The organism is Micromonospora sp. WMMD558, assembly GCF_049315255.1.
Classification (GTDB): Bacteria; Actinomycetota; Actinomycetes; order Mycobacteriales; family Micromonosporaceae; genus Micromonospora.
This window is the reverse complement of record NZ_CP186061.1, coordinates 3,244,550-3,270,607: the sequence shown is the minus strand read 5'-3', so window position 1 is coordinate 3,270,607 and position 26,058 is coordinate 3,244,550. Positions and strand designations below refer to the sequence as shown.

Below are 26,058 nucleotides of genomic sequence, written 5' to 3'. Positions count from 1 at the left end.
GACGTCGACTCGCTTACGCTGTTAAGGAAGTGCAGTCCTGCCCGTTTCGTGGGCCTGCTCCCGGTTGCCGGGTCCGGCGGCCGTGGGGCCGGGGTGAGGAGGTGTCCCTCGTGGACGTCGACGCCGGACACGGCGCCGCCCTGGGGGGCGCGCTTCCGACCCAGCCGGGCGACCTGCCGCTGACCCGCCGTCTGCGTTCGCTGCTGACCTGGCCCACCGCCGACACCGACCCGGTCGGCCACCTGGTCCGCACCCACCGGAGCATCCACTCCGGGACGGACCCGTCGGTGCTGCGCCGGGCGTACACCATCGCGGAGACCATGCACCGGGGGCAGTTCCGTAAGAGCGGTGAGCCGTACATCACCCATCCCCTCGCGGTCGCCCAGATCTGCGCCGACCTGGGCATGGACACCACGACCCTGGTGGCGGCGCTGCTGCACGACACGGTCGAGGACACGCGCTACACCCTGCAGGCGCTCGCCGACGACTTCGGCCCGGAGGTCGCCCACCTGGTCGACGGGGTGACGAAGTTCGACAAGGCGTTCTACGGCAAGGCCGCCGAGGCGGAGACGATCCGCAAGATGATCATCGCGGCCGGCAAGGACGTCCGCGTGCTCATCATCAAGCTGGCCGACCGCCTGCACAACATGCGCACCCTCGGGGTCCGGTCGGCCGCGTCCCGGGAGCGGATCGCCCGCAAGACGCAGGAGGTGCTGATCCCGCTCTGCGACCGGCTGGGCATCCAGACCCTCAAGCGCGAGCTGGACGACGTGGTGCTGCTGCACCTGGAGCCGGAGGAGCACGCCCGGATCGCCCGCCACGTGCACGACCGGCCGGGCTGGGCCGCGTACCTCGAGGCCGTCGTCGCCCGGGCCAGGACGGCGCTGCGCCGCAGCCGGGTCGACGCCGAGGTGACCCCGCGACCGCGACACCTGTACTCGATCTGGAAGGACACGGTCGCGGGCGGCCACACCGCGCCGTACGACCTGCCCCGCATCGCGGTCATCGTGGACGGTCCGGCCACCGACTGCTACGCGGCGCTCGGCGCCATCCACGGCGTCTGGCGCCCGGTGCCCGGCCGCTTCAAGGACTACATCGCCTCACCGAAGAACAACCTGTACCGGTCCCTGCACACCAGCGTCTGCGGCCCCCGGGACCACACCGTGGAGGTGCTGATCCGCACGGCCGAGATGCACCGCTCGGCCGAGTACGGCATCGCCGCGACCTACCGCTTCCCCCGCGCCAGCGCGGGTGCCGCCGTCCAGGCCGAGCAGCTGGACTGGCTGCGCCGGGTGCTGGACTGGGAACAGGAGACGGCCGACCCGGCCCAGTTCCTGGAGTCGCTCCGCTGCGACCTCGCCGAATCGCAGATCCAGGTCTTCGCCGACGGGCGCCAGGTCGTGCTGCCGGCCGGCGCCACCCCGGTCGACCTGGCGTACGAGTTGGGCACCGAACGCGGCGACCACTGCCTGGCCACCCGGATCAACGGCCGGCTCGCCCCGCTCTCGTCCTGTCTGGAGGACGGCGACGTGGTGGAGATCTTCACCGAGACGGACGCGGCCAACGGCTTCGACGCCGACGCCGCCCCGCGCGGCCCCCGCAAGGAGTGGCTCGGCTTCGTCAAGTCGCCGCACGCGCAGATGCAGATCAACCGGTGGTTCGCCGACCACACCGAGCCCGGAATCTCGATCACCGACAAGGTCCGGCTCGGCCGGGCCACCATCGGCCTGGCCCTGCGCAGGCACAATCGCGGCCTCGCCAGCGACCTGCCGCTGCTGCGGCTCGCCGAGGAACTGGGCTACCCCGACCTGGAGACCCTGCTCGTCGCGGTCTTCGACCGGGTCATCGAGCCGGACGCGGTGGTCCAGCAGCTCATCGACCTGGTCGACCACCGGCAGTGACCCGTCGCGCCCCGTGCCGGGCTGCACTTGATCCGTTACACATCGACTTCACTTGAAGGGTGACAGTTGGCCGGCTCTCCCCGGGCTCGGCTGTCACGGTGCGTAACTGGCGTGCCGCCTATTGCTGAGGCATGCGATCCTCGACGCCGGTCAGGACGCGCGATCAGCGGCAAAAGAGTGTGGCCCACGGCATCGCGCAGGTGAAGAACCACCGGGCCTCTCTGCCAGGGGGCCGGTCTTTACCGCCGAACTCGCGGCGGCGCTCACGGCCGAAGGTGGGATACGGCTGGCTGAGCAGGTCGGGCGGCTGCGAGTCCACGACGAGATCAGGTACGTCGAAGCGCTGTACCGGTCACCGCTGTGCTGATCGCGCCCGCCTCCGCAGCCGCGCGCCGGCGGGTGCACTGTCATCCGCACGTCCCCCGCAGTCACCCCCGTGCTCCTTGACGCGGGTTCCCGGCATGAGCGCGTCCGACTGCGCCGCCTGCGGCCGGGGTAGAGGTACGTCGGCTTCCATGGCAGGATCGTGCGCTCGACCTTGGAGCATGCTTAGGAGACAGCCTGGTGAAGGCCGACCACTACGACAGTTTCGCCGAGCGCTACTCCGCGGCTAACGAATCCAACCTGATGAACGGCTACTACGAGCGGCCCGCGATGATCAAACTCGCCGGGGACGTGAACGGTCGACGGATCCTCGATGCCGGCTGCGGTTCAGGTCCCTTGTCCGCAGCTCTTCGCGAGCGAGGGGCCATCGTTACTGGTTTCGACTCCAGCCCCGCGATGGTCAAGCTGGCCGAACGGCGGCTGGGTGAGGATGCCACGCTGCTGGTGGCCGACCTCAGCGAGCCGCTGCCCTTCGCCGACGCTGCGTTCGACGACGTCGTAGCGTCCCTGGTCCTGCACTACCTGAAGGACTGGACTGCGCCCCTGGCTGAGCTGCGCCGGGTCTTGAGGCCAGGCGGCCGCCTCCTCCTGTCGGTGAAACACCCGATCGCCTACGAGGTAGTGAACCCGGACGGCGACTACTTCGCCCTCGCGCGCTGGTCGGAGGAGTGCACGTTCGACGGGCACCGCACAGAGCTAACCTACTGGCACCGGCCGCTGCACGCGATGACGGATGCGTTCACCGACGCGGGCTTCCGAATCTCGGTCATCAGCGAGCCCCCCATGTCTCCCGATACTCCGCGCGAGCTCCTGCCTCCAAACCTCGTGGACCGCACGGCGTTTCTCTCCTTCATCTTCTTCGTCCTCGAAGCGCGCTGAGTCGGAGTCCAAGCTGCCGCCGCACGCCGCTCAATCAGCATGCGCACTAGCCACCCTGTCATCGGCACGACCGGACGGTCTCGGCGCTGCGGTCACTTACCGAACGTGACGCCCGATCGGCGGCAGTTGCGGGTTCCGCTGAGCGGCGGGCAGCTGACTCCGTGGCGGGACGATCGGCGGGAGTGTTATCCCGCACGGACGACCAGGCGGACGTGCACGACGTCGTTGAGTTCGATCTCCTCTTTGTTGCGCACCGAGTCCCGCAGCGGGAGCACGTAACCGCCGTCCTTGGGGAACAACGCGGTCCGCCATCGGCTCCGCCCGAGCCGAACCTCGACGGGCACCATGCCCCAGCCATAGGTGACCCCCGACGCCAACTGGCGCACTACGTCGGCCCACTCGCGCGGGACCGTCACGAAGTGGTACGGGGACGGCCCTCGCCAATCCCACACCACGCCCTCGAACTCGCACTCCATCACGGCAATCAGGCGACGCAGAACTCGTTGCCCTCGGGGTCCTGCATGACGACGTGTCCCAAGGCGTCGCCGTACCACTCCTCGCGGACCACCGTCGCGGCGGCGTCCACCAACTCGGGCACCTTCTGCCGGATCAGTCGTGCGCGCTCGGCCATGTCGCAGGGGCCCGGGCCCGCCACCCGGACGTCAACATGCATCCGATTCTTGGCGGACTTGCCCTCGGGGCATATGGAAAGAAAAGGACATCTTGCCCGAGTTGGTCAGGGCGGCCTTCGGAAACCAAGTACCGATCGGTATTGGTCTCGGGGCGGCCTATGGCGGCGGAAGAGCCTGCTTTAGGGTGAAGCCATGAAGTCGATCAAGAAGTTCCAGGTCACTTTCGACTGCAAGGAGCCTGGGCGCGTCGCTCGATTCTGGTGCGAGGTGTTGGGGTACGTCTTGCCGCCACCACCGAAGGGGTTTGCCAGCTGGGAGGACTACAACCTCGCCCTGCCGTCCGAGCAGCGGGACGCATGGTCGGCCTGCATCGACCCCACCGGCGTCGGCCCGCGACTGTTCTTTCAGCGCGTCCCAGAAGGCAAAGTCGTAAAAAATCGGCTGCATCTCGATGTGCGGACCGGCGCCGGGCTCGTGGGCGCCGAGCGTCTGGCCGTACTTGAGGCCGAAGGCGCACGGCTGATCGCGCTCGGCGCGACACCTGTGCTGCTGCAGCATGCCGATGAGGAAAACGAGTCGTGCTACACGCTGCAGGACATCGAAGGCAACGAGTTCTGCCTCGACTGAGTGCCGCACATGCCGGCTTCGCAGTCAACCGGTGCAGTTCGCCATCGCGAGATCCGGGTGCGGAATCCGACAATCTCCGGTCCGGCAAGCGCGATTTCAGGGATTGTTGAATCGAGGAAGCCCGAGGATCAGGCGACGCAGAATTCGTTGCCTTCCGGGTCGGCCATCGTGACCCATGTATGTGGCCCCTGCCGGCCATCCCACAGCTTCATCGCACCACGAGCGATCAGCTTCGCGACCACCTCAGGGTGGTTCTCGGCCCCGACCCGAATGTCGAAGTGCAGCCGGTTGTGTCGCCGCACCGATTCGGGATCGTCGTCTCTTGGTTCACGAACTCTCCCCTCAGGCACCTTCAGGAAACCAATGGCGGGCCCCCTGCCATCTGGGTCGACGATGGACGCGTTGTCAGGCTCATCGAAACCAGGTTCCCTGACATAGCCGAGAGCAAGCGCCCAGAAAGCAGCGATCCGCTGGGGATCGTCGGCATCGCACCCCAGGGTCCAGTGGGTCGCCATGGCGTCAACGTACGCGCGCCAGGACACCCTGTCATCGGCACGACCGGACGGTCTCGGCGCTGCGGTCACTTACCGAACGTGACGCCCGATCGGCGGCAGATCCGGATGCCTTGTTAGCTGCGATGGGTGCCGGATAGGTAGAGCCGGTCGCGTCCGCCGCGTGGCTACCTCAGCCGGGAAGTGCTCCCAGACCGGCGAGTAACTCGTCTCTTTCGGATGCTGACAGGGCCAGGACACAGAGGGGTGCCAGATCCGGATGCCGTGCCGAGGCTGTCTCTGCCTAGCACCCGGCCCCGAACACCGAGGTACTTCTGTTCAGGGCCGAGTGGGGTGGTTAGGCGGTTGCTTCGCGCAACCGGTGCCATGCGAGGGTGGTGACCACTGTCATCACCACGGCGGCGATCCAGAACGGTGTGGTGATCTCCCAGACGCTGGCGAACAGACCGCCGAGGAGAGAGCCGACTGCGGCTCCGCCGAGGTCCAGAAGCGCGTACACGCTGCCGACCCGACCGCGCAGATGTTCGGGCACCGTCCGCTGCCGGACTGAGGCGACAGTGATGCCCCAGACCATGGCGTGGATGCTGAATGTGACCAGGATGACCGCGGCCACCCAGGGTGTTGTCGTGGTCGCCAGGATCACGTGCGTGACGACCTCGATGACCAGGCCGGCACGTAGCACCGCAGCGCTTCCGAAGGCTCGGGTGAGCTTGGCGGCGACTGTCGTACCGAACAGGCCCCCGACCGCGAAGGCGGTCAGCAGGAAGCCGTAGCCGACGTCGGACAGGTCCAGTCGCTGCCGGCAGTAGAGAACGAACACCGCGAACGCGGCACCGAATGCGATGTTGCCCACGCCTATGGTGACAGCGAGGGTCCGCAGCAGCCGGTGCCGCCACAACCACCGCACACCGGCGGCGATCTCGCCGCGCAACGAGACCCGCAGGTGGGGTTGCGCCGGTGCGGGCACCGGTCGGATACCCGCTATCAGAGCTGCGGCCACGACGAACGTGAACGCGTCGAGCCCGAACGGTACGGCCGCGGAGATGACGAACAACCACGCGCCCAACGGTTTGGCGACGAACTGGTTGCCGATGGTGAAGCTCGCGTAGAGCCGGGCATTGGCGCTGGGCAGCTGCTCGGGTGCGACCACCGACGGGAGTAGGGCACCCATGGCGGTGTCCGCGAGGGTCTCCCCGGTACCGAGCAGGAAGAGCACCGTGTAGATGATGGGCACGGTGACGGTCTCGGTCGCGATGGTGGCCGCCAACCCGGCTAGGGCGACAGCGCGTACCAGATTGACGGCTACGACCAGCTGCCGTCGGTCGAGCCGGTCGACGTAGGCGCCGCTGATCAGAGCGAACAACAGCCAGGGCAGCTGCTGGGCGAAGGCAGCTCCGGCGATGGAGGCCGGATTGTCACTGACGGAGGCGACCAACAGCGGGCCGGCGGCCATGGTGACGCCGTCGCCGACGTTGGACACCGCAGAGGCGGTCCACAGTTTGGTGAAGTCCACGCCCAGACGCGCGGATACAAGGGCACGCAAAAGAGCTCCTCGAGCCGAGAAAGGGAAACGGTCGTAGGACCGCTCCGCGGCGAGGAGCGCCGCACCCGCCGGCTAGGTCTCTCCGGCGGCGAACGATCAGTGCGCGGTGTGCTCTCGCGGCGAAGCGGGGAGCGTGACCATGGCGAGGCGCATCTCAGCTCCTAACTGTGGATCAATAACCCGAGCAGGGTAGTCGGGGTGCCGCTGCGGCTCAAGCGGATACGTCAGACCACCCACAGCCACTGATCTTTCGGGAGCGCGGCTGATGAGGGCGAACGAACCGCCAGCCGGAGGCTCTGTCAGGATCAGCACATGGCCACCACCTGGTCCGGTGTCACGATCGATTGCCTTGACCCCGAGCGAGTAGCCCGATTCTGGAGCGCCCTGCTCGGTCGAGCGCCCGGGCCTTCGCAGGAAGGCTGGGTCTACCTCGGCGAACGAGGTGACCTTCAGCCGCGGCTGGTGTTCCAGCCAGTGCCTGAGCCCCGAACTGGCAAGGTGCGGATTCACCTCGACGTCTCCGTCGACGACATCGATGAGGCCATACGGTCGGTCATCGATCTCGGTGGCCGGTTCACCGGCGAGCGGCACGACTACGACGAGGGTGTGGTCGTCGTCATGGCTGACCCAGAGGACCACGAGTTCTGCCTGGTTGAGCACTACAACTAGCGGCAACACACGACGCGCGATGATAGGCAGAGGCGCGAGCGGTTGGCTATGTCCCGGAGGCCATGTACGCGGCCAGGATGTAGTTTGGGTGCCGGTCGAGGTTCTTGCGGGCCCGGTCGTAGCGCATCGTGGTTCGCGGGTCGGCGTGGCGGGCGGCGATCTGCACGTCGCGCAGGCTGACGCCGGCGTCGAGCATGGTGGTCACGAAACGTGTGGCGGAGCATGTGGGGATGCATCCTTGGCATCCGGATCCCGGCGGCGTGGGCCAGGTGCTTGAGCCGGCGGGTGGCGGCGTGGCGGTCCATCCGCACCCCGAGGGTGTTGCGAAGGATCGGCCCGGTGGTGCGGTCGTCGACGGCCCGTCGATGGCTCGGGCCACCGCGGGTGGCAGCGGGACGAGCACGACCTTGCCACCCTTGCCGCGCACGCGCAGTACCCGGTGGCCGTGCTCCTCGCCCAGGTCGGCGATGCTCGCCCCACAGGCTTCGAAGATCCGCAGACCGAGCAGGCCCAGAAGCGCGACCAGGGCGAAGTCGTTCGGGTTGCTCGACAGCCGGGCGGTGGTGATCAGTGCCTCGAACTGCAGGTGACCCAGCCCGAGGGTCGGCGACTCGGCCGGCACCGTCGGCCGGCGGACGTAGTCGGCCGGCGAGTGGTCCAGGATGGCGTCGATGACGCAGACCCGATAGAACCCGACCACGACGGACAGGCGCCGCGAGACCGTCGAGGGCTGGTACCGGCGTACGTCCTGCAGCCAGCGCACGTACCGCTCGACGTCCACCCGTGCCGCAGCCAGCGGGTCGAGGTCCTGGTCGGTGCACCAGCGTAGGAAGACTCGCAGGTCAGACTCGGTATGAACGCGAGTCTGGCCACGGTAGCGGCCCAGGAAGGCGGGAGTTGCCGCGGCGCGCAAAACGAGCTGATCGGTAGGTACGACACCGGAAGCGGGAGCAGGAAAGGCAGCCATACATCACCGTGCGTCACCAACGGCGATGAACGCCAGCACGCCCGGAGCGGCAGATTCGGATATTCGATCGTCCGCCACTGGGGACTTCGACCTCGGCTGATTCAGCGCCCCTCGTGCGCCCGGGACCTTCCGTCGGGAACCGACCCGGGTTGACTCGTTCGTCATGCTGGAACCGGAAGCCCCACGCCCGCACCACCCCGAGGAGGACCTATGCGCAAGCCGGCCAAGACTGCCGCCGTCCTTTTCGGGCTCGGCGTCGGCGCCACGGTCGGTCCATCCCTCGGGCCGGCCGCCGTCTGGTCCGGCGTCGCGATCGCCGCGCTCGGCGTCGCGCTCTCCCTGGTCGGTACGACCGAGTCCGATCTCGTCGGGGACGGCCTGGTCGACCGCGACGAAGACGCCGGGGTGGCAGGCGACGGGACGACCACCGGAACCGCGGTCGCAGCGGAACGACGACGGCGGAACCGGCAGCGGCCAACCCTCAGCGGCCTGGGCACCCGGGTAGAACAGATCCTCAAACTCGCCAAGGAGCAGGCCGACGACCACCGCGCCGAGGCGCGGCTCGAAGCCGAGGGGATCGTAACCACCGCCCGACGGGAGGCGGAGGCGATCCTGAACCGGGCGCACGAACAGGCGGCCGGGATCACCGGCACCCGCCGGGATCTGTCTCCGGTACCGCCCTCCCGGGCGCCGTCACCGGACGAGGATCCGAGCCCTAATGCCTGACGGAAGCGGAGCCGCCGGACGGATCCCGATTGTCAGGCGGGCCGCCAGAGACCGACCGGCGCAGCCGGATGATGAACCCGTAAAGGATGCAGTCCGAGGGTTTCTGGAGTTGTCAAGACCGGACCAGCGGCGCACCCTCCCATCGGCATGTCCGGCCGCCAGCCAGCCCGACCCGTCGTGAGGCCCGGCGGCGAGCGGATCGCGGCATGTCAGTGCGTTCAGCCGAGGGTGGGTCGCCCCTCGGCGATTTGTTCTTCCACCGGCCGACCGGACCAGGCCAGCCATGGATCCGCGCCGGACTTGGGCACGACCACATGTCCGTTGCCTACCAACGAATCGTGTATGTCGCCTGACTCGATGAAGGCGCGGGACTGGTAGCCCACGGACCATGCGGTCTCGTGCTCCCACACACCGATGATCACCCATTCACCGGCGCGAACCTTGTCAATGCGGTCAGCGAGGAGGGCAAATGCGACCTCGCGAGCCTCTTCATCGGTCATGCTCGTGTCCCTAATAAGCCTTGATTGGTGCGGCCGACCTGGCAACCTGCTCGATCTTCGCGCAGTAGGCTGCACGGGCTTCCTCGTCGATCTGCTTCTCGTGTTCGGCGCGCAACCCGGTCCGGCCGTCGAGGCCCTCGCGCAGGATATCGGCGTGCCCGGCATGCCGGATGGACTCGCCGAGGACATGGACCATGATGGCGAACAGGTTCGTGTCGGCATAAGGCTCCGGCCACCACGGCACGTGGCCGGGGGCGTCGAGGGGAAGCTCGTTGATCGTCGCGTCCGAGTGTTCCCACGTGCGCCGGTAGAACCCGATGATCTGATCGCGGGTCTCGTCCTCGGTCGCCCACAGATCGCTGCCGTTGGAGTCCTGCCACCGGGGCAGCGGTTCCGGGGAAGGGCGGTCGAAGACCTCGCCGAAGTACCTGGCCTCGACGGTGGCCACGTGTTTGACCAGGCCGAGGAGATTGGTCCCGGTCGCTGTCAAAGGTCGGCGGGCGTCGTATTCGGACAAGCCGTCGAGTTTCCAGAGCAGCGCCTTGCGGTCCCGCCGCAGTCTCCCGTGCAGGTTGTCTTTCGCGAAATCATCGATCATGCGGCATGAGCCTGCCATGGGCTGCTCGTGGTCTCAAGATCCCGTACGTGGTCCGCAACGACCGGCGGAGCCGAGGCCTGGCCATGGCCGCCGCCCTGACCTGCTACAAGAAGCTCGCGAAACTTGCCACGTGAGACAACCTCTAACGCTGAGACGACATGCAGGACCGAGCCAACGCGCTGCCATCGGCACGTCCGGATGCATGCACCGTGAGCTGCTTACCTTGCGTGACGAGCGCTTCGCGGCAGTTCAGTGCGTTTTCCTCGGGGCCAGGCAGGTCGACGAGGATGCCGCCCGAGGTCGCCTTCGGCGTCCTCGGGCGGCGGGTAACCTGTGCCGTCCTCATCTGACCGGGCCGAAGGCATCGGGTGTACCTGATGTCCGGTGAGTCGGTCGAACATGGCAAGCCCAAGCCGGCGGATGTTTGGCTAGCGGCCGATCGTGTCCAACTCGGCGTGGTCGTCGTGGGAAAGGGAGAGTCCCGCGCCCGCGATGTTCTCGCGCAGGTGTGTCGTGGACGAGGTGCCGGGGATCAGCAGGATGTTCGGCGAGCGCTGCAGCAGCCAGGCCAGGGCGACAGACATCGGTGTCGCCTCCAGCCGGGCGGCTACGGTCGAGAGCGCCGAGGACTGCAGCGGGCTGAAGCCGCCGAGCGGGAAGAACGGCACGTAGGCGATGCCCTGGTCGGCGAGCGCGTCGATCAGCTCGTCGTCCTGGCGGTGCGCGAGGTTGTACATGTTCTGTACGCACACGATCGGCGCGATCGTCTGCGCCTCGGCGACCTGTTCCGGCGTCGCGTTGCTCAGTCCGAGGTGCCGGATCAGGCCCTGCTGCTGCATTTCGACGAGCGTCTCGAGCGCCTCGGCGACTGAACCGGGCTGGGGTCCCTCGGCATTGCCGAGCCGGAGGTTGACCAGGTCGAGCACATGGAGACCGAGGTTCTCGAGGTTCTCGTGCACAGAACGGCGCAGGCTTTCCGGGTCACGGGCCGGGGGCCAGCCGCCCTGCTGGTCGCGGTTCGCGCCGACCTTGGTCACGATGTGCAGCGAGTCGGGGTACGGGTGCAGCGCTTCCCGGATCAGCTGGTTGGTGACGTGGGGCCCGTAGGCGTCGGCGGTGTCGATGTGGGTGATGCCGAGTTCGACGGCCTCGCGGAGGACGGCGAGTGCGCCGTCGTGGTCGGCCGGCGGTCCCAGGACCCAGGGGCCAGCGAGCTGCATGGCGCCGTAGCCGAACCGGGTGACGGTCAGGTCTCCCAGCGTCCAGGTGCCGCCGGGAAGGGAAGTGGAGGCCATGCTCATACCTCTGGCTTTCGGTGTCGCGCTGAGCGGTTCTGGTGCATCGCGGATGCCTGCTCCACTATCAGGGCGTAACTTCCTCACGGGAAGTAGGCACCTGCAGGTTCGTAACGCCCCAACGGTGGAAGGAGCGGTTCGATGGCAACGACGACAGCGGCACAGGAGAGGGCGCAGGCCAAGGCGGAGTATGATGCTTTCCTGGCGCAATGCCCCAGTCGCAAGCTGCTCGACCGAATCGCGGACAAGTGGGTCATGTTGGTTGTGGCCGCGCTACGCACCGACGGCTCGCATCAGTTCGGCGCCGACTGCGCCGGTGAACCCCGGCCGATGCGGTACTCGGAGCTGTCGCGTCTGCTGGCCGGCGTCAGCCAGAAGATGCTGACTCAGACGCTGCGCTCCCTGGAACGCGATGGTCTGATCACCCGCACTGTGGTGCCGACCGTGCCCGTCACGGTCACCTACGAGCTGACCGACCTCGGACTCTCCCTGCACCAGATGATGCGCGGCTTGAAAGCCTGGGCCGAAATGCACATGGACGACGTGCTCGCCAACCGCGCGACGTACGACAACCACGTCGCCTGAGCCCGTCAGACACGACGTCACCCCAGCGGCTCTGCCTTCATCGAGTGCACTCAACTCGGCACGTCCGCAAGGGCACCCGAACCGGCGCGACGGGACGCTGCGTAGCGCGCCTCGCGGCAGATCCGGTCGGCGGGTTCAGGTGGCGTCGAGCGGGATGACCAGGTCCTCTTCTGCGGTGAGCACTTCTCCGTCGAAGCCGATGCGTGTCGACTCGACGGCGGCCTTCCTGTCGTTGCCCGGCCAGAAGTGGGTGAGCATCAGGCGGCGTGCGCCTGCTCGGGCCGCCCATTGTCCGGCTTCTGAGGAGGTGAGGAGGTTACGTTGGGGTTGCTGGGTCTCCCCAGCACGGTCGGTGGCCTCGATGATGAAGAGGTCGACGTCTTTGCCCAGCTCGGCCAGGCGCTGGTGCGGGCCGGTGTCGCCGGTGTAGGCGAGTGCGAAGCCGCTGGTCTCTAGCCGGATGCCGACATTGGGCACGTAGTGCGGAAGCAGAACGCCACTCAAAGTGAACGGGCCGACCTGATGACTCCCGGGCAACCGGTGGATGTCAAACACTTTGTCCAGGTCTACGTCGGGTTCTAGGGCGGCAAGCCGGGACGGCACGCCCGGAGTGCAGTACAGCGGAAGTCGGCGACCACGTGCCGGGCCGTAGAGGTGGATCCGGAACAGTCCGTGCAGGTCGATGCAGTGGTCGGGGTGCTCGTGAGTGATGACCACCGCGTCCACAGCAGCGTCCGGGCAGTGGGCGAGCAGACGCGGCAGGGTCGCGTAGCCGAGGTCGAGCACCAGGCGGAAACCGTCCCATTCGAGCAGGAAGCCGCTGCAGGCCCGACCCGGCTCCGGGTAGGCGCCGCAACCTCCCAGAACTGTGAGTTGTCGCATTGGCAGAGCATGCAGGTCCGGGCACGGCACGCCGCACGTGGCCCTGGTCTCAGCGACGCAGGAGTGGGAGATCCGGACGGATCTCGGCACGACCGGAAGCCGGTCGGCTCAAGGTACCGTGACGCTCCGTAGCGCACTGATCGCGGTATGTGCGGGCGTTACCGCGCAGTGGCCGATGGCGGGAGGTGCGAGTGTGACCCTGAGGGCGCGCAGCTGCGTCTCCCGCCGGGTGGATACCAGCATCTCTGACGGGCTGGAATCAGGGGCCACCGAGCAGTTGCTGGCGAGCCGCAGCGAACTCCTCGTCGGTCAACTCGCCGCGTTGATGCTGCCCGACCAGCACCGACAGTTGGGAAATCTGGCCGATGATCGGACGGGCTGCCCCAGCGACCGGCGCTGGCACCGAGTCGCCCAGGTAATGAGTTGCTGGCGCCGAGTCGCCCAGGTAATGAGTTGCTGGCGCCGAGTCGCCCAGGTAATGAGTAGCTGGCGGCGGTGCCAGCTGTCTGACCGGACGGAAGAAGCGGTTGGCTGAGGGTCGCGCGAGCAGCACGACGACGACGATCAGGGCGAGCATCGCGAAGAGGGCAAAGCCGGCGCTGAGGTACTGATAGGCCGCCGGGTACGCGGCCGGCAACCGCTGGACGAACGTGTTAGTTCCGGAGGCGTCACGGCTGAAGGCGGACACGTAGGCGATTCCGCTGAAAGCGGGCGTACCAGCTTGGCCCAGCCCGCAGAAGCTGCACGTCAGGGACAGACCGATCGCGATCCAGGCGATGATGCGGCCCGCGAAGTGCCCCGCACGCACCGAGGCCGCGATACCCAGTAGGACCAGTGCTGCCACGGCGGTGATCAACGCCGCGACGTAGGGCAATGCCGAGACCAATGGCTTGATAGCGTCAAAGGCACGTGGGTCGACCTCGGAGGCGTTCAGTGCCTCGCGCACACGGTCCGGGTATGCAGCTGCCCCAGCGGCGACCGCCACCGCGTCTGCGAGATACCCGACGGCCACGACGGTCATCAGAGTCGCTGCAATCGTTACTGACCGCGGCCGTCCACCGACCTCCGCCCGATCCACCATCGGCACTCCCTTCTCAAGGGTTGCCGGTGACGCTAGCAGCGGCCGTCGATGGGACGCGACCCGATCGAACGCCTCGACCACACTCTCATCGACAGAAGCGGACGCCTGGCACGCCAGCCGTCGTGGACAGTCGGCGTCACGGTCCGTATCCGGCATGCTCAAGGCCCGTGTAACCCATCAACTGAAGCCACCGTCGCATCAAGCGGAGTACGACAACCCATCGCGCCCCGGACCGTCCGAACATTCCTCACGGGCACTAGCCTGGAGCCATGATCCCCCGTTCCCGCGTCACCGGGCGCGCCGTGGCGTACCAGGTCTTCTACCGGCTGCCGTTGCCGGTGCGGCGCCGCCTGGTCCGGCTGGCCGTGCCGAAGTACATCGTCGGCGCGGTCACCCTGGTCCGCGACGCCGAGGCCGAGGGGGCGGGCCGGTTGCTGCTGCTGCGCCAGCCGCCCGGCAACGGCTGGACGCTGCCCGGCGGGCTGCTGGAGAAGCGGGAGATGCCGGTGGTCGGCGCGGCCCGCGAGCTGTACGAGGAGACCGGCATCCGCCTGTCGCCCCGCGACCTGCGCCCGGCGACGCCGAACGCCGTCGTCCACGCCAAGGGCTGGGTGGACGTGGTGTTCACCGCCGAGGTGCCGGCCTCCACCACCACCTTCACGGTCGACGGCGCCGAGGTCTTCGAGGCCGCCTGGCATCCGCTGGACGACCTGCCCCGGCTGACCTGGCCCACCGCCCGCCTGCTCGCCTACTACGACATCGGGCCGCTGGCCGGGCAGTTCCCGCCGCCCGTGCCCGACGCCCGGCCGTGACCCCGCAGGGCGCGCCCGTCTGCGCGGTGGTCCTCGCCGCCGGCGAGGGCACCCGGCTGCGGCCGTTGACCGAGCGCGTCCCCAAGGCGCTGTGCCCGGTGGGGAACGTGCCGCTGCTCGACCGGGTGCTCGCCCGCCTCGCCGGGCTCGACCTGACCGGACCGGCCCGGGTGGCGGTCAACGCCAGCTACCTCGCCGAGCAGGTCGTCCGCCACGTCGGCGACCGCGCGCACCTCTCGGTGGAGCCCGACGGGCCGCTCGGCACCGCGGGGGGCGTGGCGAACCTCCGCGACTGGATCGACGGGCGGGGCGTCCTGGTGGGCAACGCCGACGCGTACCTCGCCGACCCGGCCCGCCCACCCGGGCCGGACATCGCCGCGCTGCTGGGCGGCTGGGACGGCGAGACCGTACGCCTGCTCGGCCAGCCCGCCCCGGACCCGGCCGCGCCGGGCACCTTCGACGGCCACGTCTTCACCGGGTTCTCGCTGCTGCCGTGGCGGCGGGTCCGGGACCTGCCGGTCGAGTTCGGCGACCTCGTCCGGACGGTGTGGCGGCCCGCCGAGGCGGCCGGGGAACTGACCGTCGTCCCCTACCGGGGCACCTTCTACGACACCGGCACCCCCGCCGACTACCTCGCCGCCAACCTGCACGCGGCGGGCGGCGGCACCCTCGTCGACGCCGGTGCCGTGGTGACCGGCCGGTGCCGGGAGGCGGTCGTCGGAGCGGGCGCCGTCGTCCGCGGCGACGTCACCCACGCCGTGGTCTGGCCGGGTGCCACGGTGCACCCCGGCGAGCACCTGCGGGACGCCGTCCGTGCGGGTACCGACCTCACCGTCGGCGTCGGCCAGCCGCCCCGCCCGGGAACATCTAGCATGAGCGACGACGCCGACGAACGGAGAACCGTCCCGTGATCACCGCGATCGTGCTGATCGACTGCGCCACCGACTCGATTCCCGAGGTGGCCGAGGCCCTGGCCGCTCTGCCCGGCGTCAGCGAGGTCTACTCGGTGGCCGGGCACGTCGACCTGATCGCGATGGTCCGGGTGCGCGAGTTCGAGCAGATCGCCCAGGTCATCGCCGGGAGCATCTCGAAGGTGCCGGGCGTGCTCAACACGGAGTCCCACATCGCGTTCCGGGCGTACTCCCAGCACGACCTGGAGGAGACGTTCGCGATCGGCCTCGCGGGCGCCGACTGACCACGGAGGCCGGGCCGCCGCGCCCGACACGACGCACGACGGCCGGTCCACCCAGTGGTGGACCGGCCGTCGTACTGCGTACCCCGAAGGTCAGCTCTGGCCCGGAGCCGGCGACTCGGGGGTGCCACCCGGAGCCGGCGACTCGGTCGTGCCGCCCGGAGCCGGGGTCTCGGTGCCGGGACCCCCCGGCGCGGTCCCACCCGGGCTCGGGGTACCGGTGCCGGTGGCCTGCGGGACCGGGATGCCGAGCTGCTCAGCCAGCTGGACCAGTTCGTCGTAGTGCGCCTGCAGCGTCGGCAGCGCCGTCTGCGCCAGCTGGACCACCGCCTGCTCGGAGCCCTGCGAGATCTCCGTCTGGGTGGCCTGGATGGCCTGGACGTGCCCGGTCAGCTGGTTGGTCACCCAGAGCCGGTCGAACTCCTCGCCGCTGGCATTGTTCAGCTGGTCGATGATGTTCTGCTGCTCCGGCGTGGGCTCGTCCGGCAGCTCCACGTCGAACTGGCCGGCGACGTCCTGGACCGACTGGTCCAGCTGGGTGTGGTCGGTCTTGAACATCTCGCCCAGATTCTTGACCTGCTCGTTCTGGCCCTTCTCCTGGGCCAGCTCACCCGCGGTGATCTCGAACAGGTTCACCTGGTGGATCGCCTGCAGGTACTGGGTGTCCTGTTGTGACGGCTGCACCGCGGCCTGGGCGGCCGCGGCGGGTGCGATACCCACCAGCACCAGCGCGGCCAGCAGGCCCAGGCGCTTGATTCCCAACATGCCTTCCCCCCCTTGAGACGTTGGACCGCACGGATACCCGGCTGGCCCGGGTTATTCCTCCGTCTCCGTCGGTGGGAGAAACGCGTAGCGCCCGCCGGACGAATCCGGCGGGCGCCACGAGATGGTACGAGGTGGGTCAGCGGCGTTCGCCGCTGCCGATCTCCTCCCGCTCGGCGCGGGGCTCGACCGGCGGGTGCCCCGGCGAGACCGGCGCCTCGGCCGGCTTCTCGATCGGGTAGAAGAAGCCCCGGATCGCCGGCCCGAGGGCACCGAGCCGGTTCATCTTCTTCGGGACGACCCAACCGGCGTACTCCAGCGCGCCGTGCCCGTCGTGGTCGGCCGCGCTCAGCGGCTGGTGGACCTCGACGAACCGGCCGTCCGGCAGCCGCCGGATGATGCCGGTCTCGACACCGTGGGCGAGAACCTCCCGGTCGTGCTGCTGGAGACCCAGGCAGACCCGGTAGGTCACGTAGTACGCGATCGGCGGCAGGACGAGCAGACCGATCCGGCCGGCCCAGGTCATCGCGTTCAGGCTGATCTGGAACTTGTCGGCGATGACGTCGTTCGCCCCGGAGAGGGTCAGCACCACGTAGAACGCGACCGCCATGGCACCCACCGCGGTGCGGGCCGGGACGTCCCGGGGCCGCTGCAGCAGGTTGTGGCTCTTACGGTCCTTGAGGTGCCGGGCCTCCAGGAACGGGTAGAGCGTCGACAGGCCCACCAGGATGCCGGGTAGGACGACCGTCGGCCAGAACAGCGGCGGGATCACGTACCCGTCGCCGATCGGGATGGTGATCTCCCAGGCGGGCATGAGTCGGGTGGAGCCGTCGAGGAACATGACGTACCAGTCCGGCTGGCTGGCGGCCGAGACCACCCACGCCTCGTACGGGCCGAACAGCCAGATCGGGTTGATCTGGAACAGACCGCCCATCAGCGCGATCACGCCGAAGACGACCATGAAGAAGCCGCCCTGCTTGATCGCGTACCGCGGGAACATCCGCTCGCCGACCACGTTGCCGTTGGTCCGGCCGGGACCGGGCCACTGGGTGTGCTTCTGCTTGAAGACCAGGCCCAGGTGGACGCTGATCAGCGCGACCAGCAGACCCGGGATGAGCAGCACGTGCGCGATGTAGAACCGGCTGATGATGATCGTGCCGGGGAACTCACCGCCGAAGATCGACGAGGTGAGCCACGAGCCGATCACCGGGATCGACAGCATGATCGCGGAGGCGATCCGCAGGCCGGTGCCGGAGAGGCCGTCGTCCGGCAGCGAGTAGCCGGTGAAGCCGGCGAGGAAGCCCACCCAGAACAGCAGCGAACCGATGATCCAGTTCGTCTCGCGGGGCTTGCGGAACGCGCCGGTGAAGAAGACGCGCAGCATGTGCACCACGATCGCGGCCATGAACAGCAGGGCCGACCAGTGGTGCATCTGCCGCATGATCAGGCCACCCCGGACGTCGAACGAGATGTCCAGGCTGGAGGCGTACGCGGCCGACATCGGCGTGCCCCGCAGCGGGGCGTAGCTGCCGTTGTAGACCACCTCGGTCATCGCCGGCTCGAAGAAGAAGGTGAGGAAGACACCGGTCAGCAGCAGGACGATGAACGAGAACAGCGCGATCTCGCCCAGCAGGAAGGACCAGTGGTCCGGGAAGACCTTGTTCAGCAGCCGGCGCAGCGGGGTGGCCACCTGGAAGCGGTCGTCCACCCCCCGGGCGGCGTTGCCCGGGACGGCTGCCATGTCAAACTTTCGCCGCTTCACGGCCGCTCCCAGAAGTCGGGCCCGACGGTCTCGGTGTAGTCGGACTTCGCCACGAAGTAGCCCTCGGCGTCGACCTCGATCGGCAGCTGGGGCAGCCGCCGGCTGGCCGGGCCGAAGATGGGCTTCGCGTTGTCGGTGATGAGGAACTGCGACTGGTGGCACGGGCAGAGCAGCCGGTTGGTCTGCTGCTCGTACAGGCTGGCGGGGCAGCCGGCGTGCGTGCAGATCTTCGAGTACGCGGCGTAGTTGCCCCACATGTAGTCGCCGTGGCCGATCCGCTCGTTGGCGCGGCGGGCCTCCTGCGCGTCGGAGTCACGCAGGTGGATCAGCAGCGCCGGCGAGTCGGCGTGCTTGTTGCTGATGCCGTGGTCGATGCCGGGGAACACGGTGAGCTGGCCGCCGCTGCTGATGTCGGCCGGGCGGACCGGACGGCCGTCCTCGCGGACCAGCCGGATCTTCCCGCCACCCTCCGCCGGCGCGAAGCCGGTGGTGAACATCTGGTTGTTCTTGTGCGGGTCGGAGATCAGGCCACCCACCAGCGGCGCCGCGGCCACCGCGCCGACCGGCGCGAGACCGGCCAGCAGCGAGAGGCCGAGCAGCGGCCGGCGCTTCACGCCCAGCTCGTCGGCCATGTAGAGCATCGTCTGGCCGGTGATGATGCGGTCTTCCTCGGAGCCGGCGCCCTCGTGCCGGTCCTGGATCGACACCTCCTTGGGCAGCAGCTTCTTGCCCCAGGTGAGGATGCCGAAGCCGATGCCGAGCAGGGCGATGCCCAGGGTGACGCCGAGCAGCGGGGTGTACCACTTGTCGCCGCCGCGGCCCGGAGCGTACTCCCACGGCCACCAGATGTAGATGGCCAGGAAGGCCGTCGCGGCGAGGCCGGTCAGCAGGAAGAACGACGCGACCGTGCGGACCAGCCGGCGCTCGGCCTTGCTGCCCGGGACGACCTGCGGCTCGTAGTGGACGATCTCGATGTCGTCCCGCCGGGCGCCCTCCTGCACGATCTCGAACCGGCTGAGCCGGGGTTCGGTCACGTCGAGCGGCTCCCGGCTGGCCGGGATCCGCGGATGCCCGGTCTGGGTGGTGGTCATGCCGTCACCTCGCTACGGACGGTGCCGGCGAGCGACACCAACGCAATCTTATCCACGGGTCGGCCGGTCACGACTTGCCCGCAATCCACAGGCTGGCGAAGACCAGCGCGACGATGCCCACCAGGAAGATCGCCAGGCCCTCGGTCGACGGGCCGTAGCGGCCGAGGTTGAAGCCGCCCGGGTCCTGGTCGTGCTTCAGGGTCTCCTGGATGTAGGCGATGATGTCCGCCTTCTGCTCCGGCGTGATCTGGTTGTCACCGAAGACCGGCATGTTCTGCGGGCCGCTCAGCATGGCCGCGTAGATCTGGCGGTCGGTGGCCGGGTTCAGGCTCGGCGCGTACTTGCCCGAGGAGAGGGCGCCGCCGCCGCCACCGAAGGCGTGGCACTGCGAGCAGTTGATCCGGAACAGTTCGCCACCGGCGGCGATGTTCGCGTCCTCGTGGAGGTTGTCACCCGCCGGCACCACCGGGCCGCCGCCGAGTTCCTGGATGTACTGGGCGAGCTGGCGGGTCTCCTCGTCGGTGAAGACCTCCGGCTTGCGCTGCGCCTGGGCCTCCTGCCGGGCCATCGGCATCCGGCCCGTGCTGACCTGGAACTCGACCGAGGCGGCGCCGACGCCGATCAGGCTCGGGCCCCGGCCCTCGACACCCTGCGCGTTGCGACCGTGACAGGTCACACAGCTCACGTCGAACAGCGCCTTGCCCTCCGCGGCGGCGCCGGACAACGGCGTGTCCTGCGCCTGCACGCCGGGAGCGAAGACGGTGTAGGCACCGCCGGCCAGCATCAGCGCGGCCAGCAGCCGGACCGCGGCACCCAGCCGGCGGCGGCCCCTGCTGCGCGCTGCGGGCCGCCCGCGCAGGCGCGCGAGCAGACCGCGTCGGCGGTCGTTGTCAGAAGTCATGACCTGTGTCCTTAACCGGTTGGACCTTGCCTGAGGGGGACGGAGCAGCGGCGCGGTTCGTGACGCGCCAAGATCACTGGAGCCAGTAGATCATGGCGTAGAGCCCGATCCACACGACGTCGACGAAGTGCCAGTAGTACGACACGACGATCGCCGCGGTGGCCTGTGCCGGCGTGAACCGGCCCATGGTGGTGCGGATCATGAAGATGATGAAGGCGACCAGACCGCCGGTCACGTGCAGACCGTGGAAGCCGGTGGTCAGGTAGAACATCGACCCGTAACCGTCTGAGTTGATCTTGATGCCCTCGTGCACCAGCTCGCGGTACTCGTTGACCTGGCCGAGCACGAAGATCAGGCCCATCACGAAGGTGACCGTGAACCAGCGCCGCAGCGCGTGCACGTCGCCCTTCTCGGCGGCGAACACGCCGAGCTGGCAGGTCACCGACGAGAGCACCAGGATCACCGTGAACGTCGTCGCGTACGGGATGTTCAGGTGCGGGGTGTGCTCCGCCCACTGCTCCGGCGCCGCCGCGCGGATGGAGAAGTACATCGCGAACAGCGCCGCGAAGAACATGAGTTCGCTGGAGAGCCACACGATCGTCCCGACGCTGACCATGTTGGGTCGGGTCAGGGAGTGGATCCGGCTCTTGTCAATGGCTGGGGCCGCAGTCACGCGGTCATTATTGCCGTTGACCGGCGCCCGCGATCAGCGGGGTGCCAAACCGGTGGTCCAGGCAGCCCGATCGGGGTGGTCCGGTTCGCCTGACCTAGGCTGAAAAGCGTGCTGCACGTCGATCCGATCTCCACCGCGACCTCGGTCGCCGCACCGGCGGTGACCGCGGCCACCCCGCCGCCGTTCACCGTCACCTCGGTGTTCACCGAGACGCGGCTGGACAGCTGGCTCGCCGTCGGCCTGGTGCTCGCCGCCGGACTCTACCTCTACGGCGTGCACCGGCTGCGGGTCCGCGGCGACCGCTGGCCGGTCGCCCGCACGGTCTTCTTCCTCGGCCCGGGCCTCGGCGGCATCGCGGCGGTGACGGTCAGCGGGCTGCACGCGTACGACACCGCCCTGCTGTCGGTGCACATGGTCCAGCACATGGTCCTGTCCATGATCGCGCCGATCTTCCTCGCGCTCGGCGCACCGATGACGCTGGCCCTGCGGACGCTGCCGATCCGCCCGCGCAAGCGGCTCCTGACGATCGTGCACAGCCGGATCGCCCGCGTCTACAGCTACCCGCTGGTCGCCTTCGCGATCTTCGTGGTGAACCCGTTCGCGCTCTACTTCACGGACCTGTACCGGTACACGCTCGAACACGCCTGGGCGCACGAGCTGGTGCACGCGCACTTCATCCTGACCGGCTGCGTGTTCTTCTGGCCGCTGCTCGGCCTGGACCCGCTGCCGGGCCGCTGGCCGTACCCGGGCCGCGCCCTGCTGATGCTGCTGTCCGTGCCGTTCCACACCGTGCTCGGGCTCACGATCATGCAGTCGACCACGCTCTTCGGCGGCGACTGGTACCCGTCGCTCGGCCTGACCTGGTCGGACCCGTGGGAGGACCAGGTGGTCGCCGGGGGCATCCTCTGGGCCGGTGGCGAGTTCGTCAGCGTCACCATGCTGGCGGTGCTGGTCGTGCAGTGGATGCGCCACGCGGAACGTGAGGCCCGCCGGATCGACCGCGAGCTGGACCGCCAGGAGGCCCGCCAGCGCGCCGCGGAGACCGCGGCCTGAGCCGCGCCGACGCGTACGCCCCGGGCGGGGCGTCGGGTATCTCACACCGACCGGTACGATCGGCGGGCAGCTACGAGGTGGGAGCACGTCAACCATGAGCGATCGTCAGTGCACCGTCCTGCTCTACAGCGACGACCCGCAGGTCCGCGACCGGATGCGGCTCGCCGTCGGCACCCGGCCCGCACCCGGCCTCCAGATCGAGTTCGTCGAGGCGTCGACCTACGCCGAGTGCGTCCGCCTCGTCGACGACTACGAGATCGACCTGATGCTGCTCGACGGTGAGGCGACGCCCGGCGGCGGCATCGGCATCGCCCGCCAGATCAAGGACGACCGGGACGACGCTCCCCCGACCTGCGTGGTGATCGCCCGCGCCGCCGACCGATGGCTCGCGGCGTACGCCGAGGTCGACGCCACCCTGGTGCACCCGCTCGACCCGGTGACCACCGGCACCACGGTGGCCGAGCTGCTGCGGACGCACGCCCCCGCCTGACGTCCCCCACTCCGGCACCACCTCGGCGCCGGACCCGCCGGCGCCGGTTCCCCATCCACCTGGACCGCTCGGGAGGCCCACCATGGGCGAACGGACCTGGCCGCACCTGCTCTCCGCGCTGCTTCGCGGTGAGGAACTCTCCACCGCCGACACCGCCTGGGCGATGGGCGAGATCATGTCCGGGTCCGCCGCCCCGGCCCAGATCGCCGGCTTCGCGGTGGCGCTGCGCGCCAAGGGCGAGACGGCCGCCGAGGTGGCCGGCCTGGTCGAGGCGATGCTGGGGCACGCGGTCCTGGTCCAGCTCCCCGACGAGCTGCGGGCCAGCGCCCTCGACGTGGTGGGCACCGGCGGTGACCTCGCGCACACCGTGAACATCTCCACCATGGCCTCGCTGGTGGTCGCCGGCGCCGGCGTCCGCGTGGTCAAGCACGGCAACCGGGCCGCCTCCTCGTCCTGCGGCACGGCCGACGTCCTGGAGTACCTGGGGCTGCCACTCGACCTCGGCCCGGAGGGCGTGGCCGCCTGCGTCGCCGAGGCCGGCATCGGCTTCTGCTTCGCCGCGCGGTTCCACCCGGGCATGCGGCACGCCGGCCCGGTCCGGCGCGAGCTGGGCGTCCCGACCGCCTTCAACTTCCTCGGCCCGCTCACCAACCCGGCGCGGCCCCGGGCCGCCGCGGTCGGCTGCTTCGACGCCCGGATGGCCCCGGTGATGGCGGACGTCTTCGCGGCCCGTGGCGACTCGGTGCTCCTCATGCGGGGCGAGGACGGGCTGGACGAGTTCACCACCGCCGCGCCCACCCGGGTCTGGGCGGCCCAGGGCGGCACGGTCCGGGAGTCGCTGCTGGACGCCGCCGACCTGGGCGTGCCCCGGGCCACGCTGGCCGACCTGCGTGGCGGCGACGCCGCGTACAACGCCGGCGTGGTGCGCCGCCTGCTCGCCGGGGAGACCGGCCCGGTACGCGACGCGGTGCTGGTCAACGCGGCGGCCGCGCTGGCCACGCAGGGCCCGCTCGACGGGGACCTGACCGAGGCGCTGCGCGCCGGCCTGGCCCGTGCCGCCGAGTCGATCGACTCGGGCGCCGCCGCCCGCGTCCTGGACCGCTGGATCGAGGTCGCCCGGTCCCGCTGACCGCCACCCCGCTGCCCCACCCGGCCGGCGCTGCCCCACCCCGGGCCGCTCGGCGGGCAAGACCCGCTCCATGCCGCCGACATCGCGCCTTTCCGCCGGCCAGGACCCCGCGATGGCGGCGGCATCGAGTCGGTCATGAGCCCGGGTGGGTGGCGCACGGAGGAATGTCGGGGGTGCGTGGAAAACTACAGGCGAGTAGTTCTCCGCCCGTCGCCCGTCGACGGAGCCGCAGCGAGAGGAGCCGCCCGTGTCGACCCGCGAGATGCAGTGCGACGCGTGTGAGGGCGTGCAGCCGTTCGAGGTCCCGCCCTGCGTCGACGGTCACGGCAGCGACTGTCCCGAGCTGATCTGCACCGGCTGCGGGGCGGCCGTGCTCATCGCCACGTTCGCCTTCCCCGCGCCCCGCCTGGCGACCCGCCGACGGCAGCCCGGCGTCCACCGCCGCGCCGCCTGACCCGCGCAAGCCGACGCCGCCCCGCCGCCCACCACCTCCCCCGCCCGCCACAGACGCAGGCCGCCCACGGCTCGCGACGGCGCCACCGGCGACAGTCCTCGGCCGGTTGGTGCCCCTGGAGGCGTCGAGTTCTTCCGCGATCTGCTTGAGGCGCGACGCACAGAGCACGGGGCACAGCGACAGGCCGGGCACCCCGGCGGGTGCGGGACCGGCGCGGCGCCGCACACGAACGATTCGATCGACCCACCTCACGCCGGTGCAGGGACGGCGTGGCGCGAGCCGCATGCGCGAAGGCCCGCTTCCCTCCGGGGAAGCGGGCCTTCGCGTGCGTTACGGGTGGCGGCTCAGTGCTCGGCGGTGCGCCGGGTGCCGCTGTAGTACTCGAAGAGCAGGCCGCAGGCGGCGAAGACGACCGCCACCAGACCGACGCCCAGCAGCCAGAACTGCCAGAACACCAGGCCCAGACCGGCGATCGACGCGGACAGCGCCAGGCCGAACGGCCAGTAGCTGCCCGGGCTGAAGAAGCCGACCTCGCCCGCGCCCTCGGCGATCTCCGCGTCCGGCCGGTCCTCCGGACGCAGGTCGATCCGGCGGGACACGAACCAGAAGAAGCCACCGCACATCGCGCAGAGCAGGAAGCTCAGCAGCAGGCCGACGGTGCCGACCCACTCGACCCGACCGGCGTCCGCGGCGGTCCAGCCGCCGTAGAGGAACGTGGCGAAGAGCAGGAACCCGGCGATGACCAGGAAGATCTTCCACTCGGTCTTCATGCCTGCCCCCTCAGTTGCCCGCGCCGGCGGACGCGTTGTCCGGGTTGAAGTTCGCCTGCGTACGCCGGGTCTCGAACGGCCGGGTGGTCTCCGCGTACGGCTTCTCGCCGATGGCGGTCAGCGCCTCCTGCGTCGACCGGCCAGCCTGCTTGGCGGCGAGGAACTGGTCGTACTGCTCCGGGGAGACGACGCGCAGCTCGAAGTTCATGAAGGCGTGGTAGCTGCCGCACAGCTCGGCGCAGCGGCCCACGTACGCGCCCTCCTCCTCGAACTTGGAGACCTCGAAGACGTTGCGGATCTCGCCCGGGAAGACGTCCCGCTTGAACAGCATCTCCGGCACCCAGAAGGAGTGGATGACGTCGCGGCTGGTCTCCTCGAAGCGGATGGACCGGTCGGTCGGCAGCACGAGGATCGGGATGACCTCACTGGTGCCGAGGACCGAGGCCACGGTGTTGGCCTCCGGGCCCTGCCCGTCGCGGTAGTTGAACTGCCAGTTCCACTTGAAGGCGACGACCTCGACGGTGACGTCCGGGTTCGCCGTCGTCCGCACCACGTTCGTCTGGACGATCGCCGTGTAGTAGAAGAGCACGGAGACGATCAGGATCGGCGCGATGGTGTAGAGGAACTCCATCGGCATGTTGTAGCGGGTCTGCGCCGGCAGCTCGTTGCCCCGCTTCCGGTAGCGCACCACGCACCAGAAGATGAGGCCCCACACGAACACGCCGACCGCGAGCGCCGCGATGCACGACGCGATCCACAGGTCGTACATCCGGTGCGCCTCGGGCGTGATGCCGCCCTGCGGCCAGCCGAAGCCGTCGAACGCGGCGCCGACGTCGCAGCCCGTGAGCAGGACCAGCAGCGCCGCTCCGCCGAGACCGAGCCCGGCGAGCCGACCGGCACCCCGCGCCCGGCGCCCACCGGCTCCCGGGGAAGCGCTGCGTCGTACGGCCGACGGCCGTACCTCCGAACTCCTTGCGACCACCTGGTCCTGCCTCCCTAGCGCGCCGCGGTGTGTGTCTTGTCTGCCGGTCTCCGCCGGGCGGAGCGACAGCACCGGCGGCAAAGGCGTCACCGACGGTCGCAGATTACTCGACCATGACGGGCTGGACCGTGTTGGGGTCGCTCTCCGCCCCCATCGGGGAGATCACGGGCCGGACGGCGCGATAGCGTGAGCTTCCGTGAGCGCGA

General features: G+C 69.4%; 31 protein-coding genes. 14 read left to right on the top strand and 17 right to left on the bottom strand.

All coding sequences use genetic code 11. The features are described 5' to 3' along the window. The first annotated feature begins 110 nt into the window (after positions 1 to 110). Both ACN26Y_RS15980 and ACN26Y_RS15975 read left to right on the top strand, forming a co-directional pair. Entirely contained in the window at positions 111 to 1,901 is a 1,791-nt protein-coding gene (locus ACN26Y_RS15980) for a RelA/SpoT family protein (RefSeq protein WP_155334110.1), read from the top strand. 564 nt (positions 1,902 to 2,465) lie between these two features. Beyond that, positions 2,466 to 3,164, top strand: a complete 699-nt coding sequence (locus tag ACN26Y_RS15975; protein WP_155331030.1) for a class I SAM-dependent methyltransferase — start codon at positions 2,466 to 2,468, stop codon at positions 3,162 to 3,164. A 185-nt stretch (positions 3,165 to 3,349) separates the two neighbouring features. On the opposite strand, the gene ACN26Y_RS15970 is transcribed toward ACN26Y_RS15975, so the two are convergent. After that, positions 3,350 to 3,640 (bottom strand): DUF1905 domain-containing protein, encoded by a 291-nt coding sequence (locus ACN26Y_RS15970; RefSeq protein ID WP_155334109.1) that lies wholly within the window; start codon positions 3,638 to 3,640, stop codon positions 3,350 to 3,352. An 8-nt stretch (positions 3,641 to 3,648) separates the two neighbouring features. After that, positions 3,649 to 3,870, bottom strand: coding sequence for a VOC family protein (locus tag ACN26Y_RS15965; protein WP_370463358.1), 222 nt, complete (start codon positions 3,868 to 3,870; stop codon positions 3,649 to 3,651). Between the two features lie 118 nt (positions 3,871 to 3,988). Between ACN26Y_RS15965 and ACN26Y_RS15960 the strand changes: the two genes are divergently transcribed. Next, entirely contained in the window at positions 3,989 to 4,423 is a 435-nt protein-coding gene (locus ACN26Y_RS15960; RefSeq protein WP_155331028.1) for a VOC family protein, read from the top strand. A 128-nt stretch (positions 4,424 to 4,551) separates the two neighbouring features. Here the strand turns inward: ACN26Y_RS15960 and ACN26Y_RS15955 are convergent, their stop codons facing one another. Then, the gene (locus tag ACN26Y_RS15955) at positions 4,552 to 4,938 is read right to left on the bottom strand and encodes a VOC family protein (protein WP_155331027.1); all 387 of its coding nucleotides are present in this window, start codon (positions 4,936 to 4,938) and stop codon (positions 4,552 to 4,554) included. Between the two features lie 334 nt (positions 4,939 to 5,272). Then, positions 5,273 to 6,478, bottom strand: a complete 1,206-nt coding sequence (locus ACN26Y_RS15950; RefSeq protein WP_155331026.1) for an MFS transporter — start codon at positions 6,476 to 6,478, stop codon at positions 5,273 to 5,275. Positions 6,479 to 6,790: 312 nt separating this feature from the next. Between ACN26Y_RS15950 and ACN26Y_RS15945 the strand changes: the two genes are divergently transcribed. Further along, on the top strand, positions 6,791 to 7,147 hold the full coding sequence (locus ACN26Y_RS15945; RefSeq protein WP_155331025.1) for a VOC family protein: 357 nt from the start codon (positions 6,791 to 6,793) through the stop codon (positions 7,145 to 7,147). Positions 7,148 to 7,193: 46 nt separating this feature from the next. Here the strand turns inward: ACN26Y_RS15945 and ACN26Y_RS15940 are convergent, their stop codons facing one another. After that, entirely contained in the window at positions 7,194 to 8,114 is a 921-nt protein-coding gene (locus ACN26Y_RS15940; RefSeq protein WP_422732956.1) for a tyrosine-type recombinase/integrase, read from the bottom strand. Between the two features lie 210 nt (positions 8,115 to 8,324). On the opposite strand from ACN26Y_RS15940, the gene ACN26Y_RS15935 reads away from it, so the two are divergent. Further along, positions 8,325 to 8,840 carry a DivIVA domain-containing protein gene (locus ACN26Y_RS15935; protein ID WP_155331024.1) on the top strand — a complete coding sequence of 172 codons (516 nt, stop codon included), beginning with the start codon at positions 8,325 to 8,327 and terminating at the stop codon, positions 8,838 to 8,840. Positions 8,841 to 9,058: 218 nt separating this feature from the next. Here ACN26Y_RS15935 and ACN26Y_RS15930 read toward each other — a convergent pair whose 3' ends face one another. Both ACN26Y_RS15930 and ACN26Y_RS15925 read right to left on the bottom strand, forming a co-directional pair. Then, positions 9,059 to 9,340 carry a YrhB domain-containing protein gene (locus tag ACN26Y_RS15930; RefSeq protein ID WP_155331023.1) on the bottom strand — a complete coding sequence of 94 codons (282 nt, stop codon included), beginning with the start codon at positions 9,338 to 9,340 and terminating at the stop codon, positions 9,059 to 9,061. Between the two features lie 10 nt (positions 9,341 to 9,350). Then, positions 9,351 to 9,938, bottom strand: coding sequence for a DinB family protein (locus ACN26Y_RS15925; RefSeq protein ID WP_155331022.1), 588 nt, complete (start codon positions 9,936 to 9,938; stop codon positions 9,351 to 9,353). A 5-nt stretch (positions 9,939 to 9,943) separates the two neighbouring features. Between ACN26Y_RS15925 and ACN26Y_RS15920 the strand changes: the two genes are divergently transcribed. Further along, positions 9,944 to 10,072 (top strand): hypothetical protein, encoded by a 129-nt coding sequence (locus ACN26Y_RS15920; RefSeq protein WP_422732955.1) that lies wholly within the window; start codon positions 9,944 to 9,946, stop codon positions 10,070 to 10,072. Positions 10,073 to 10,366: 294 nt separating this feature from the next. Here the strand turns inward: ACN26Y_RS15920 and ACN26Y_RS15915 are convergent, their stop codons facing one another. After that, positions 10,367 to 11,233, bottom strand: coding sequence for an aldo/keto reductase family oxidoreductase (locus ACN26Y_RS15915; protein WP_230689015.1), 867 nt, complete (start codon positions 11,231 to 11,233; stop codon positions 10,367 to 10,369). Between the two features lie 141 nt (positions 11,234 to 11,374). Here ACN26Y_RS15915 and ACN26Y_RS15910 point away from each other — a divergent pair, with 141 nt between their 5' ends. Continuing rightward, positions 11,375 to 11,818 (top strand): winged helix-turn-helix transcriptional regulator, encoded by a 444-nt coding sequence (locus ACN26Y_RS15910; RefSeq protein WP_155331021.1) that lies wholly within the window; start codon positions 11,375 to 11,377, stop codon positions 11,816 to 11,818. Positions 11,819 to 11,953: 135 nt separating this feature from the next. On the opposite strand, the gene ACN26Y_RS15905 is transcribed toward ACN26Y_RS15910, so the two are convergent. Both ACN26Y_RS15905 and ACN26Y_RS15900 read right to left on the bottom strand, forming a co-directional pair. Continuing rightward, a complete protein-coding gene (locus ACN26Y_RS15905; RefSeq protein ID WP_155331020.1) occupies positions 11,954 to 12,700 on the bottom strand; it encodes an MBL fold metallo-hydrolase in 747 nt (248 codons plus the stop codon). Between the two features lie 259 nt (positions 12,701 to 12,959). Beyond that, entirely contained in the window at positions 12,960 to 13,646 is a 687-nt protein-coding gene (locus ACN26Y_RS15900) for an SHOCT domain-containing protein (RefSeq protein WP_155331019.1), read from the bottom strand. 404 nt (positions 13,647 to 14,050) lie between these two features. Between ACN26Y_RS15900 and ACN26Y_RS15895 the strand changes: the two genes are divergently transcribed. The 3 genes from ACN26Y_RS15895 to ACN26Y_RS15885 are packed head-to-tail and all read left to right on the top strand — an operon-like array spanning position 14,051 to position 15,788. Beyond that, positions 14,051 to 14,593: an NUDIX hydrolase gene (locus tag ACN26Y_RS15895; protein ID WP_422732954.1), complete on the top strand. Its 543-nt coding sequence runs from the start codon at positions 14,051 to 14,053 to the stop codon at positions 14,591 to 14,593. Beyond that, the gene (locus ACN26Y_RS15890; RefSeq protein ID WP_155331017.1) at positions 14,590 to 15,504 is read left to right on the top strand and encodes a nucleotidyltransferase family protein; all 915 of its coding nucleotides are present in this window, start codon (positions 14,590 to 14,592) and stop codon (positions 15,502 to 15,504) included. The genes ACN26Y_RS15895 and ACN26Y_RS15890 overlap by 4 nt, the downstream gene beginning before the upstream one ends. Then, positions 15,501 to 15,788 carry an Lrp/AsnC family transcriptional regulator gene (locus tag ACN26Y_RS15885; protein ID WP_155331016.1) on the top strand — a complete coding sequence of 96 codons (288 nt, stop codon included), beginning with the start codon at positions 15,501 to 15,503 and terminating at the stop codon, positions 15,786 to 15,788. The genes ACN26Y_RS15890 and ACN26Y_RS15885 overlap by 4 nt, the downstream gene beginning before the upstream one ends. A 90-nt stretch (positions 15,789 to 15,878) precedes the next feature. Here ACN26Y_RS15885 and ACN26Y_RS15880 read toward each other — a convergent pair whose 3' ends face one another. From ACN26Y_RS15880 to ACN26Y_RS15860, 5 genes are all read right to left on the bottom strand, one after another. After that, positions 15,879 to 16,550 carry a DUF4142 domain-containing protein gene (locus ACN26Y_RS15880; protein WP_155331015.1) on the bottom strand — a complete coding sequence of 224 codons (672 nt, stop codon included), beginning with the start codon at positions 16,548 to 16,550 and terminating at the stop codon, positions 15,879 to 15,881. Between the two features lie 136 nt (positions 16,551 to 16,686). After that, positions 16,687 to 18,309: a cytochrome b gene (locus tag ACN26Y_RS15875; RefSeq protein ID WP_155331014.1), complete on the bottom strand. Its 1,623-nt coding sequence runs from the start codon at positions 18,307 to 18,309 to the stop codon at positions 16,687 to 16,689. Then, entirely contained in the window at positions 18,306 to 19,400 is a 1,095-nt protein-coding gene (locus ACN26Y_RS15870) for a ubiquinol-cytochrome c reductase iron-sulfur subunit (RefSeq protein ID WP_155331013.1), read from the bottom strand. Before ACN26Y_RS15870 ends, ACN26Y_RS15875 begins: the two co-directional genes overlap by 4 nt. A gap of 67 nt (positions 19,401 to 19,467) precedes the next feature. Continuing rightward, positions 19,468 to 20,301 (bottom strand): cytochrome c, encoded by an 834-nt coding sequence (locus ACN26Y_RS15865; protein ID WP_155331012.1) that lies wholly within the window; start codon positions 20,299 to 20,301, stop codon positions 19,468 to 19,470. Positions 20,302 to 20,374: 73 nt separating this feature from the next. Continuing rightward, positions 20,375 to 20,974 carry a cytochrome c oxidase subunit 3 gene (locus ACN26Y_RS15860; protein WP_155331011.1) on the bottom strand — a complete coding sequence of 200 codons (600 nt, stop codon included), beginning with the start codon at positions 20,972 to 20,974 and terminating at the stop codon, positions 20,375 to 20,377. Between the two features lie 108 nt (positions 20,975 to 21,082). On the opposite strand from ACN26Y_RS15860, the gene ACN26Y_RS15855 reads away from it, so the two are divergent. From ACN26Y_RS15855 to ACN26Y_RS15840, 4 genes are all read left to right on the top strand, one after another. Then, on the top strand, positions 21,083 to 22,027 hold the full coding sequence (locus ACN26Y_RS15855; protein WP_155331010.1) for a cytochrome c oxidase assembly protein: 945 nt from the start codon (positions 21,083 to 21,085) through the stop codon (positions 22,025 to 22,027). Positions 22,028 to 22,121: 94 nt separating this feature from the next. Beyond that, positions 22,122 to 22,517, top strand: a complete 396-nt coding sequence (locus tag ACN26Y_RS15850) for a hypothetical protein (RefSeq protein WP_155331009.1) — start codon at positions 22,122 to 22,124, stop codon at positions 22,515 to 22,517. A gap of 82 nt (positions 22,518 to 22,599) precedes the next feature. Then, positions 22,600 to 23,646 (top strand): anthranilate phosphoribosyltransferase, encoded by a 1,047-nt coding sequence (gene trpD, locus ACN26Y_RS15845; RefSeq protein ID WP_155331008.1) that lies wholly within the window; start codon positions 22,600 to 22,602, stop codon positions 23,644 to 23,646. Between the two features lie 247 nt (positions 23,647 to 23,893). Beyond that, on the top strand, positions 23,894 to 24,100 hold the full coding sequence (locus ACN26Y_RS15840) for a hypothetical protein (protein WP_155331007.1): 207 nt from the start codon (positions 23,894 to 23,896) through the stop codon (positions 24,098 to 24,100). A gap of 344 nt (positions 24,101 to 24,444) precedes the next feature. Here the strand turns inward: ACN26Y_RS15840 and ACN26Y_RS15835 are convergent, their stop codons facing one another. After that, positions 24,445 to 24,870, bottom strand: a complete 426-nt coding sequence (locus ACN26Y_RS15835) for a cytochrome c oxidase subunit 4 (RefSeq protein ID WP_155331006.1) — start codon at positions 24,868 to 24,870, stop codon at positions 24,445 to 24,447. 10 nt (positions 24,871 to 24,880) lie between these two features. Continuing rightward, on the bottom strand, positions 24,881 to 25,852 hold the full coding sequence (gene coxB / locus ACN26Y_RS15830) for a cytochrome c oxidase subunit II (RefSeq protein ID WP_155331005.1): 972 nt from the start codon (positions 25,850 to 25,852) through the stop codon (positions 24,881 to 24,883). Positions 25,853 to 26,058: the final 206 nt, after the last annotated feature.